The organism is Kangiella aquimarina DSM 16071 (assembly GCF_000374105.1).
Lineage (GTDB): Bacteria > Pseudomonadota > Gammaproteobacteria > Enterobacterales > Kangiellaceae > Kangiella > Kangiella aquimarina.
The window spans coordinates 277,329-289,919 of record NZ_KB893651.1 but is presented as its reverse complement, the minus strand read 5'-3'; the positions used below and the strand labels follow the sequence as shown (position 1 = coordinate 289,919).

The 12,591-nt window shown below is 44.1% G+C and carries 7 protein-coding genes; 1 reads left to right on the top strand and 6 read right to left on the bottom strand.

The genetic code is table 11. The annotated features are described in order from the left end of the window. Positions 1-248: 248 nt before the first annotated feature. Entirely contained in the window at positions 249-1,334 is a 1,086-nt protein-coding gene (locus B158_RS0110775) for a PQQ-dependent sugar dehydrogenase (RefSeq protein ID WP_018625385.1), read from the bottom strand. A gap of 148 nt (positions 1,335-1,482) precedes the next feature. Next, positions 1,483-3,741: a S9 family peptidase gene (locus B158_RS0110770; RefSeq protein WP_018625384.1), complete on the bottom strand. Its 2,259-nt coding sequence runs from the start codon at positions 3,739-3,741 to the stop codon at positions 1,483-1,485. Positions 3,742-3,910: 169 nt separating this feature from the next. Between B158_RS0110770 and B158_RS0110765 the strand changes: the two genes are divergently transcribed. After that, a complete protein-coding gene (locus B158_RS0110765) occupies positions 3,911-4,849 on the top strand; it encodes a DMT family transporter (protein ID WP_018625383.1) in 939 nt (312 codons plus the stop codon). A 660-nt stretch (positions 4,850-5,509) separates the two neighbouring features. On the opposite strand, the gene lpdA is transcribed toward B158_RS0110765, so the two are convergent. The 4 genes from lpdA to ampE form a co-directional block, all read right to left on the bottom strand. Continuing rightward, positions 5,510-6,928, bottom strand: a complete 1,419-nt coding sequence (lpdA, locus tag B158_RS0110755; protein ID WP_018625381.1) for a dihydrolipoyl dehydrogenase — start codon at positions 6,926-6,928, stop codon at positions 5,510-5,512. Between the two features lie 137 nt (positions 6,929-7,065). Next, a complete protein-coding gene (gene aceF / locus B158_RS0110750; RefSeq protein ID WP_018625380.1) occupies positions 7,066-8,724 on the bottom strand; it encodes a dihydrolipoyllysine-residue acetyltransferase in 1,659 nt (552 codons plus the stop codon). A 14-nt stretch (positions 8,725-8,738) separates the two neighbouring features. After that, entirely contained in the window at positions 8,739-11,420 is a 2,682-nt protein-coding gene (aceE, locus tag B158_RS0110745; protein ID WP_018625379.1) for a pyruvate dehydrogenase (acetyl-transferring), homodimeric type, read from the bottom strand. A gap of 231 nt (positions 11,421-11,651) precedes the next feature. After that, complete coding sequence (ampE, locus tag B158_RS0110740) at positions 11,652-12,521, bottom strand: regulatory signaling modulator protein AmpE (protein WP_018625378.1); 870 nt, start codon at positions 12,519-12,521, stop codon at positions 11,652-11,654. Positions 12,522-12,591 lie beyond the last annotated feature (70 nt).

Below are 12,591 nucleotides of genomic sequence, written 5' to 3'. Positions count from 1 at the left end.
TCAAAATCGTGGATGATTTTGATAAGAATTTTCAGCACAAGGATGTGATGTAAATTCTGATGCGTTAAATATTTTGGGAGTGACGAAGGTAGTTACGCAAAGCGTGACCTCAATATCGGGGTGTCGTTTCTTTTGGTACCTTTTCTTTGGACAAGCAAAGAAAAGGTACTCGCTGATAAGCGAAAATACGCCGACCATGTACATCTATAACTGGAACAAAACCTCACGCCAAAAAAGAATATTAAAAATTACTCACCTTTCTGATACGACACTCGGTAGACCTTGCTAAAGCCATCATCAGAAACCAAAATCGAGCCATCCGGTAACATGATGATGTCATTAGGACGGCCTAAAACTTCATCGCCTTTTAACCAGCCAGTCACAAAGTCATCTTCCGATAAAACCTTATTACCCTCTAATGGCATATGAACGACTTTGTAACCTACTTTTGTACTACGGTTCCAGGAACCATGAAGCGTTACTAGAGGCGTGTTTTTATATTCTTCGGGAAACATATCACCGGTATAGAAAAGCATTCCCAATGGCGCTACGTGAGCCTGATATTCCCACTCCGGCTTACGGTACTCACGCTCACCCAATTGTTCTCCGAACTCGGGGTCCATGACATCATTGCCGTGCACATAAGGAAAACCAAAAAACTGGCCATCCTTGGTTACCCGGTTCAGCTCACAAGGTGGCAAGTCATCGCCCATCCAGTCGCGGCCATTGTCGGTGAACCACAATTCCTTGGTTTCAGGGTGCCAATCAAAACCAACACTATTGCGCACACCGGTAGCTATTAACTCAAACTCCTTGGTTTGAATATTTAGACGACCAATGGTACCGAATCGCTCATCATCCTCGTTACAGATATTACAGGGCACCCCAATTGGAATATAAAGATGTCCATCAGGACCAAACTTAATGTATTTCCAACCATGATGACTTTCGCTCGGAAGTTTATCGAATACCACTTCCGGCTCTGGCTTTTTGTCGTAATTATTATCGATATCTTTAAAGCGTAAGATTTTATCCACTTCTGCAACATAGAGATCGCCATCTTTATAGGCGACGCCGCTGGGCAAATATAAACCATCGGCGATTAATACAACCTCATCCACTTTAAAGTCGTTATCCTTATCAATCATGGCATGAACTTTGCCGGGCTTGCGAGAGCCGGTATAAACGATACCTGTATCAGATAAAGCCATCTGGCGCGCACCATCCACATTGTCGGCGTATAGCTCAATTTTGAACCCTTCTGGAACGTCAGCGGCTTGTGTGCTTAATGAGAATAGAACAACAGATGATAGAACTGAAATGAACTTGATCATTGTAGTTTCCTTTAGGTTAGTATTTTTTAAGCCTAATATTGATATGCCAAGCTTACAAGAGCCTGCTCTGCAAAATAGAAAACATCTATCAATAAAAAAGCGGCATCCTTTCGGATAACCGCTTCATTTTGCTCATTGAACCAAGTGATTATTTGAGGTTTTCCTCAAAATACTTAGTAATAGTATTAAACACATGAGTTCGTGTTTTCTGCCCCCAGATTGAATGCTTACTGCCAGGATAGTTCATCATATCAAAAGGCTTGTTGGCATCCTGCAGTGCTTTGAATAGCTTGGTGCTATTGGTGAACAACACATTATCATCAGCCATCCCATGCATGATCATCAAGTCGCCTTTCAAGCCATTCAGGTATGGAAATACATTGCTCGCTTCATAACCTTTTGCATTCGATTCAGGATGGCCTAAGTAACGCTCGGTGTAATGAGTGTCATACAGATACCAGTCGGTTACCGGTGCTACCGATACCCCTACTTTGAAAATATCAGGCTCCTTGAACATACTCATAATGGTCATATAACCGCCATAGCTCCAGCCAAACATTCCAATCTTATCTTCATCAACGTAAGGCAGGCTTTTCAGAAACTCCACTCCAGCAACCTGATCTTTAACTTCAACATCACCTAACTTTTTATAGATAGGATCTTCGAACTTTTTACCACGATTCCAGGAGCCACGATTATCGAGTGAGAAAATGATAAATCCCTTGCTCGCCATCAGGTGATGCCAATAAGTATTCCGAGCGCCCCACTGATTGCGCACACGCTGGGCATGCGGCCCGCCATACACATCGACAATCACTGGATATTGCTTACTGCTATCGAAAGGAACGGGCTTGTATAACCGGTAATACATCTCTTGACCATCTTCAGCTTTAATGGTGCCGAACTCGGGTTTAGATGCTTTTTGATAATATCGATAATAAGGATGATTCTTGTTGAGTGTATTTTCCTCAAGCCAGGTAATCAGGCTACCGTCAGCATTGCGCAAGCTGACCTGTTTAGGCTGTGAAACCGAAGAAAAGTAATCCACAAAGATCTGCATATTTTTAGCAAAGCTCACTTCATGCACACCGTCTTTTTCTGTGATCTTTTTAGGTTCATCAACTTTATTCAATGAAACAGCATAGAGATCCTGCTGTAGTGGGCTTTCTTTATTGGCATCGAAATAAACGACACCTGACTCTTCATCCACACCATATACTTTATCAATGACCCAGTCGCCATTGGTTAGCTGACGAATGAGATTACCTTTTAAATCATACAAATATAAATGCCTGAAACCGCTCCGCTCTGATGTCCAGATAAAAGCATCCTGATTTTTCATGAAGTGTAAGTCTTTAGTCAGGTTAATCCATGTATCAGAGGATTCAGTGAGAATGGTTTCAGCCTTACCGCTTTTGATATCTGCAAAACGAAGCTCTAACTTTTGTTGATCTCGACTCTGCCATTGATAGGAAACTTTAGAGGAATCAGCTAACCATTTCACTCGTGGAATATAGATATCGGTTTCATTACCAGTATCCATCCACTGTGTTTTGCCCGTTTCCAAATTGAGGACACCCAGCTTGATTAATACATTATCAGTACCGGTGCTGGGGTAGCGTTGTTCAAATACAGTGAAATCTTCGGCATTAATTTCATAACGCTTTTCGATATTGACCGGTGACTCATCAACTTGTAGATAGGCAATTTTTTTGCTGTCTGGTGACCACCAGTAACCCGTCAGGCGGCCCATTTCCTCCTGCGCCACGAACTCAGCCATACCATTTTTAATCGCTCCCTCTCCATCAAAAGTCAGCTGTGTTTCTTTGCCGGTTGCTATTTCAACCTTAAAAATATCCTGATCACGAATAAATGATACAAATCGACCGTCAGGAGACAGCTTAATATCAGTCTCATAGGCTTCCGTATTGGTCAGTTGTTTGGTGGCCTTTTTTGGGTCTTTGGATAAGTCATAAACAAAGATATCGCCCGCTAGAGGGAACAATAAGGTCTGGCTATCATCACCCCAATAATAATCGATGATGCCTTTGGCGAATAAACGCATACGCTCACGACGCGCTTTTTCTTCATCGGATAACTGCTCTTCACCTGGACTCAGGTCATTGGAATCCACCAACAGTCTGGATTCACCATCTGCAAGGTTGTATTCCCATAAATCAAGGCGCTCCTGCTCCTCAACTTTACCCTTCAGAAAAGTTACACGTTTACCGTCTGGCGATAATTTAACTTTACGTAATTCTGGGCCATCAAGAGAAGGATCCGCATAGATGCGCTCAACCGTTAACCCTAATTCATTGTCGTTTGCCTGCGCTGTTGTCATCGTTAAGAAGCTACCTGTCAGCAGTGGAATAATTGATAAAAAATGGATGAATTGTTTACTTTTCATAAGCGTCACTTATTTTTTACGAATCAGCATCATAATTACTCCAAACCAAACATTCAATCCACACCCCAAACCGATGATGAATGTGTATATAAACGATGTATAAAAGCTACTGGTCAGCACCCGCTTAATACTGCATAATCCGAGCTTTGTCGTACATTTCGGGTAAACCATGCATACAGTATCCGGTCGTTGGCAACTCGGTTTATTGCTCTCTCTGACAACCGCCCTGCTCTGGGGTCTGTTGCCTATCGCATTAAAAACATTACTCGACCAGATGGATGCGGTCACCGTGACTTGGTATCGCTTTTTCAGCGCTGCCGCGATACTTTTTATCTTCCTGATATATAAAAGAAAATCCCCCAACATCAAATTGCTTAAAGGCAATATTCTGTGGTTGATGATTATCTCGGTGGTTGGATTGAGCCTGAATTATGTGTTCTACCTGTTTGGCGTAAACCTGATTACTCCCAGTAGCGCTCAGGTCATGATCCAGACTGCGCCCATGTTTATGCTGCTGGGCGGATTATTGATTTTCAAAGAGTCCTTCAACAAGCAGCAATGGTTTGGTTTTGCCTGTTTTGTTATCGGTCTTATTCTATTTTTTAATTTACGCTTCGAAGAAATTTTTGAGCAGATCACCGGCGATTATGCCGTCGGTTTAGGCTGGATGTTTTTAGCAGCCATTGTCTGGGCGGCTTATGCCCTGGCGCAAAAGCAACTACTTAATAATTATCGCTCAGACCAGGTCATGTTCATGATCTATCTTGCCTGCGTTCCCTTACTCAGTCCCTGGTCATCACCAGGTCAGGCGCTAGAGTTAGACACCTTAGGCTGGTGGCTACTGATTTTCTGTTGTTTGAACACTCTGATTGCCTATGGTGCCTTCGCTGAAGCACTTGCACATTGGGAAGCTTCGCGTGTTAGTGCCATCTTAGCGATTACCCCACTGGTAACCATAGGTAGCATGAAAATTCTGGAATACTTCTATCCTGAAACGTTACTCTCCGAACCGATTAATATTTTCAGCATTGCAGGGGCATTACTGGTAGTAACCGGCTCCATGATAACTGCACTTTCTGGAAGGAAAGTCGTGCCAGTAGCAGAGTAAACCTGATCTATTACACTTGTTGGTAGGGGCGGGCCAATGTGCCCGCCCGTACACAAATCATCTCATAAACACAAGTCATGACTTGTCCCTACATACAAAGGTTACTTAAAAATGGCCATCCGCTGTCACTCCCAGCCTAACAATGCCGGAAAACATCTTTGCCTATTCCTATCTACATTATTTATCGGATAGCAATTAGTCGGCCCAAGGGCACAATGCCAAGCACCATATCGTTTAATTAATGTAGGGGCGATTCATGAATCGCCCTTACAGAAGTTCCTCTGCTTCATTTATTCGCAAAAAAAAGCTTCCCGAGGGAAGCTTTTTTGATCAACTTAAGAAAGATGAATTTTTTGTTCTGAGTAAGGCATAAACCTTTTCGAAGAGGGAGTTTACATAGAGTGAATGACCGATATAAAAAGTCCTCCTGACGGAAGCCTTTAATAAACAATAAATTAGGATTTTTTGCTTAGAGCGAGGAAGCACCATATAGCCCGAAACAAAAAAGCTTCCCGGAGGAAGCTTTTCTAATCAACTTAAGAAAGATGAATTTTTTGTTCTGAGTGAGGCATAAACCTTTTCAAAGAGGGAGTTCACATAGAGTGAATGACCGATGATGAAAAGGTTTATAACAATACTCAGGGCAAAAAATGCGCTTTCTTATTTTTTCTTACGCTGAGGAGGAAGATCAGTACAAACCCCCTCATAAACTTCTGCAGCGAAAGTCACAGACTCTGAAAGTGTTGGGTGCGCATGAATCGTTAAACCGATATCTTCTGCATCACAACCCATTTCAATAGCTAGGCCTACTTCTGCAATAAGCTCACCAGCATTAACACCGACAATAGCACCACCGATGATTCGATTGTTCTTCTTATCGAATAACAACTTAGTGAAGCCTTCTTTGCGGTTTACACCAATCGCACGGCCAGATGCTGCCCATGGAAACTTACCCACGCCATAATCAATACCCTGCTCTTTGGCTTCTTTTTCAGTTAAACCTACCCATGCCAACTCTGGATCTGTGTAAGCCACTGAAGGGATAGTTAATGGATCGAAGTAGTGCTTCTTGCCAGCAATAACTTCGGCTGCAACGTGTGACTCGGCAGTTGCTTTGTGCGCTAGCATAGGCTGACCAACGATGTCGCCGATAGCATAGATGTGCGGTACGTTAGTACGCATTTGCTTGTCGACTTCGATAAAACCACGATCAGTAACTTTAACGCCGGCTTTGTCTGCATCAATCAGATCACCATTGGGACGACGACCTACTGCTGACAGAATCATGTCGAATTTTTGCGGTTTCTCTGGAGCGTTTTTACCTTCGAAAGTAACGTATAAGCCATCTTTCTTAGCTTCTACTTTGGTCACGCTGGTTTCTAACATGATGTTGTCGTATTTGTTAGAAACGTATTTCTCCAGAACTTTTACCACGTCTTTGTCTGCTGCTGGAACCAATTGATCGGCCATTTCAACAACAGAAATTTTAGCGCCTAATGCACGGTAAACAGTTGCCATTTCAAGACCGATGATACCGCCACCGATAACCAACATATGCTTTGGAACCTGACGAAGCTCTAGAGCACCAGTTGAATCCACGATACGGTCATCTTCTGGTAGGAATGGTAATTGAACGACGCGAGAACCAGCTGCAATGATAGCGTTATCAAAAGTAACCTTTTGCTTTTCACCTTCGTGCTCAACTTCAATTTCATTGGCACCAGTGAACTTGCCGTAACCCTGAACCACTTTAACTTTACGGCCTTTAGCCATACCAGCCAAACCACCAGTCAATTGCTTGATAACACCGTCTTTGTAACCACGGATTTTGTCGATATCAAACTTTGGTTTACCGAAGCTCACGCCATGGGCTGACATTTCTTCTGCTTCATCAATGACTTTCGCTGTGTGAAGCAATGCTTTGGAAGGAATACAGCCAACGTTTAAGCAAACACCGCCCAATGTGGCGTATTTTTCAATCAAGATTACGTCCATGCCTAAATCTGCAGCACGGAATGCAGCGTTGTAGCCCCCAGGGCCACTACCTAAAACTACGACTTGAGCGTGTAAATTACTCATGGGATCCTCTTTTTTGTATCTGAATTCGGAGCTTAAGGCTCACAAATTGACTAAATTGTATTGGCCACTCCAAAAGAGTGGCGTATTTTACCTGAACTGACTGAAAAATCATCAATCAATTCGCTGTTTTCAGGCAGTTATAGTATTACTCGTCTGATATCGCCCAACATCTTCGATAGATGCACAATAAAACGAGCTGCTACAGCACCATCAATCACACGATGGTCGTAAGATAAGGACATCGGCAACATCATGCGTGGCTCAAATTCCTTACCATTCCAGACTGGCTTCATCTGATTACGCGATAGACCAAGAATGGCAACATCAGGCCAATTCACAATTGGCGTAAAGGAGGTACCACCAATGCCCCCAAGTGAGGAGATGGTAAAGCAACTACCTTGCATATCTGCCGCGCCAAGCTTCTTGTCTCGTGCCTTTTCAGAGACTTCACCTAGCTCTTTTGCCAGCTCATAGACTGATTTCTTATCCACATCGCGAATTACTGGCACAACTAAACCATCTGGCGTATCAACCGCTACACCGATATTGTAGTACTTCTTCAGGATAAGATTTTCACCATCATTAGCCAGGGAAGCGTTAAAGGTTGGGAACGCTTTCAAACTCGCAACCAATGCCTTCATGATGAACGCCAGTGGTGTTAAACGTACACCCTCTTTGGCCGCTTCCTCTTTCATACTTTTACGGAAAGCATCCAAATCCGTAATGTCAGCATCTTCATGCTGAGTCACATGAGGAATCATGGTCCAGTTGCGATGCAAGTTCACGCTACTGATTTTCTGGATTCGGCTTAATGGCTTTTGCTCAACCTCACCAAATTTAGAGAAATCGATTTCTGGTAAATCAGGAGTTCCAACAGCGCCAGAACTGGCGGTAGCTTTAGGACGAGACAGTTCAAACTTGATATAGGATTGAACGTCTTCTTTCATGATACGAGACTTGGGACCAGTCCCTTTAACTTTAGTCAGATCGGCACCAAACTCACGTGCCAAACGGCGAACTGCAGGGCTAGCGTGTACTAACTTACCTTCGGTTGGAGCCTGTACCGGATAATCAGAAACAGGGGCCGGCTTAGGTGTATCGGCCTGTTTTGGAGCTTCCTGAGTAGGCTTTGGTTCATCAGCAGGCTGCTGTTGCTTTTTAGGCTTAGTCGATTTGGTGGCGGCCGTCTTAATGACTCCAATTTGGTCACCTTGACTAACTTTATCGCCAACTTTAACGCTCATGGAAACAATGGTCCCGGCGGATGGTGAAGGCACTTCCATGGTCGCCTTTTCCGTTTCCAGCACAAACAGACTATCGTCTTTTTCAACGGAGTCGCCCGCTTTAACGGTAACCTCAATCACGTCCACATCACTGGCATCACCAATGTCGGGAACGATTAAGGGTTCTTCTTTCTCTTCAGCACCATCACTATCATCTTCATCTTGCTCGGAAGCATCTGCAGATTGTTGTTCTTGCTGAGTGTCAGCCTCTGTTACTTCTTCAGCTGCTTCTTCGTTTGACTCTTCTGAGTTATCAGCTGCCGAGGTATTTTCAGTCGCTTCGATAGATAAAATCACATCGCCTTCAGAAACCTTATCGCCAACCTTAACGTCTATAGACTTGACCACTCCGGCATGGCTGGAAGGGACTTCCATGGTTGCTTTATCAGTCTCAAGAACGATCAAGCTGTCTTCAACATCGATGGTGTCACCGACATTGACCAAAACTTCAATAACATCAACCCCACTGGCATCACCAATATCGGGGACTTTTACTTGTGTAATATCTGCCACGATTATTCCTCCAGTTACAGGGTTGCCGGATCGGCTTTATCAGTATCGATGTTGTAACGCTTGATAGCCTTGGTGACTTCTTTCACATCGATCTCACCCTCATCAGCCAAGGTTTTAAGCGCAGCCAACACGATATAGTAACGATCCACTTCAAAGAAACGGCGCAAGTTTTCACGACTGTCTGAACGACCAAAACCATCCGTACCCAGTACCGTATAACGCTGTGGTACAAAGTTACGAATTTGATCGGCGTATGACTTCATGTAATCAGTTGCCGCAATAACAGGGCCTTTCTGCTTAGCCAAGCACTGCTCGACATAAGTCTGCTTAGGTTTCTTGGTCGGATTAAGCATATTTTCACGCTCAACCGCCAATCCTTCGCGACGCAACTCAGTGAAACTGGTTACTGACCAGATATCCGAAAGTACACCAAAGTCCTTTTCCAATAACTCAGCGGCATATTCAACTTCACGCAATATCGCACCTGAGCCCATTAACTGAACACGCGGAGCTTTCTTGCGAGATTTATTGTCATGCAACAAATACATACCCTTGATAATGCCCTCTTCGGAACCTTCAGGCATATCAGGATGCGGATAGTTTTCGTTAAGGGTCGTAATATAGTAGAAAACATTTTCCTGATCGCGGTACATACGACGCAAACCTTCACGAATAATAACCGCCACTTCGTGTGCATAGGTTGGGTCATAGCTGATACAGTTTGGAATGGTCGCTGAGATCATATGGCTATGGCCATCCTGATGCTGCAAACCTTCGCCATTCAAGGTTGTACGGCCAGAAGTCGCACCAATCAGGAATCCACGCGCCTGCATATCACCTGCAGCCCAGGCTAAATCACCAATACGCTGGAAGCCGAACATAGAGTAATAGACGTAGAAAGGAATCATCGGCAAGTTATTACTTGAATAACTGGTTGCTGCGGCCATCCAGGATGACATGGCGCCCGCTTCGTTAATGCCCTCTTCCAGAATCTGACCTTTCTTATCTTCGCGATAATACATGATCTGATCAGAATCGACTGGTTCATATAACTGGCCTGAGGAAGAGTAAATACCGATTTGTCGGAACAAACCTTCCATACCGAAGGTTCGAGCTTCATCAGGGATGATTGGCACTATTCGCTCTTTTAGCCCTTTATCTTTCAATAAGATATTCAGGGCACGTACAAATGCCATGGTAGTGGAAATCTCACGATCTCCAGTTGCTTTCAGTAATGGTTCAAAAGCAGAGAGCGCCGGGATATCCAGAGTGTCAGATTGTGGACGACGCGCGGGTAGGTACCCTCCCAGTTTTTCACGACGCTCACGCAAATATTTAATCTCATCACTGTCTTCACCAGGATGATATAAAGGCACTTCTTCTAGCTTGTCGTCTGGAATTGGTACATTGAAACGATCGCGGAAGTGTTTCAGCGCTTCCAGATTCATCTTCTTAACTTGGTGAGAAATGTTTTTCCCTTCACCTGAAGAGCCCATGCCATAACCTTTAACGGTCTTGGCAAGGATTACTGTTGGCTGGCCTTCAGTATTCACCGCACGATGATATGCAGCGTAGACCTTATGCGGATCATGACCGCCTCGGTTCAAGCGCCAGATATCTTCATCAGACATATTGGCAACCATTTCCAGTAGCTTAGGGTCTTTACCGAAGAAATGCTCACGCGTATAAGCGCCGCCTTTGGCTTTGCAATTTTGATATTCGCCATCAACGGTTTCGTTCATGACTTTTAACAGGCGACCCTCAGTATCACGTGCAATTAATGGATCCCAGTAACGTCCCCAAATCACTTTCAGTACGTTCCAACCTGCGCCACGGAATTCACCTTCCAGTTCCTGAATGATTTTGCCATTACCGCGAACCGGGCCGTCTAAACGCTGAAGGTTACAGTTAACGACGAAAATCAGGTTATCGAGTTTTTCTCGACCTGCTAAGCCAATGGCACCCATTGATTCAGGCTCATCCATTTCACCGTCGCCTAAGAAGGCCCATACCTTACGGCCTTTGGTTTTAGCAAGACCACGATCTTCAAGGTACTTCAAGAAACGAGCCTGATAAATAGCCTGAATAGGACCGAGGCCCATAGAAACGGTTGGGAACTGCCAGAACTCAGGCATTAACCATGGGTGTGGATACGATGATAGCCCTTTACCATCAACTTCCTGGCGGAAATTGGCCAGTTGGTCTTCGCTCAAGCGCCCTTCTAGAAACGCTCGGGCGTAAATACCGGGAGAACAATGCCCCTGGTAATAAATCAAATCACCACCGTGCTCATCGGTAGCGCCATGGAAAAAGTGGTTAAAACCAACATCATATAATGTTGCACTCGAAGCAAAGCTTGATAAGTGTCCGCCCAACTCAAGATCTTTCTTGGAAGCCTGCAACACAATCGCAATCGCATTCCAACGAATAATGGCTCGTAATCGACGCTCCATTTCCTGATCACCAGGCATATGTGCTTCTTGTGATGGAGGAATAGTATTCAGGTAAGCAGTTGTTAGATCGAATGGTAGGTTTGCACCAGCGCGACGAGCTTTCGCGACCAACTTTTCTAACAGATAGTGAGCTCGTTCAACACCTTCTTCCGCCATGACAGCGTCAAGGGCATCAAGCCACTCTTGAGTTTCAATAGGATCAACGTCTTGTTGTACCGCTTCATTGTTTTGATCTTGTGTCATATTCTTGCCTTTCTATTGGCCCTGCGCTGATTGCCTGAATGGCGCTTCAGTAGCAGTGGTCTATTACAAGATAGCTTCAACATTATTTAACAAATGTTAAGCAACTTTACTAAAATTCGTAAAGTGCCCATCATAGACAAAATCTAGTGAAAAAGATACTTTTGACAACCGCTTTTAACGGCTCAATGAGTTAGGTCAAACCAGTGCCAATAATTAACACCCGTTAACCATCTAGAAGAAGGTCCATCCTAATAAAGACATAACTGCGACAAAGGCAAATAGAATGACACCTGTTCGCTCTGTTAGCTTAAGGGCGCAAAGGTTTTCTGCAACCTTTTGTTTTTGCTGAGTTTCGCAGTCTAGAATAGGCCCAATTGCTGCAACTCCTGTTGCTTCTATCAACTCCATACCACCGACATTAAGGTTAAAAAATTGCTTCTTAATTCTAGAAACACCCGACGCCATGTCGCCCGCAAGAAGGTAAGCCAAAGCAGAAACCCTGCCTGCTACCCAGTCCATCACGGTCTTTAGCGGTGCTGATAAGGATCCTTCAGGGTTGTTGGCCAGATACCAATCTAAAAGACGATATAACAGTGCTCCAGCAGGGCCCAGTAATACAAACCAGATAACCACCGCAGCATAGCGACGCTGAGTTTCTGTGAAAATAGCTTCGCTAACCATACGCTGGGTCTGCTCCCAGTCATCAGCTTCTTTTCCTGCAAATTTTGCGGCATGCTCATAAGCACCCTGCTCATCATCGTTTGCAATGTCAGAAAAGTAGCCGCGTAATGACTTTCTAGGGGACTCGGGACCAAGGCAATGAACCAGAATAACTACGGCTAAGGCTACACTAAATAATGAGGAAAGAAATCCGTCTTCCAGTGATTCGAACAATAGAAAAATTAGTAGTACAGGGAGTAGGATTAGTATGGCTTCAGCCAGCCAGCCTTTAAACCAGGACTGCTCGCCAAATGAGCTAGCCAATCGTTTCTGATATGACACAAACCAGCCAGCATTACTGAACTTCTCACGCTCTTCGCTAGAGCCAGTATGAAAATAACGTTCAAACAACAATGCAATGATGAGAGATAAGAGAGCCATATCGTAACCTTATTAAATCCGTTATGATTTATAGTATCAAAAGAAAAAACAGAATGCGTTATTTATATCA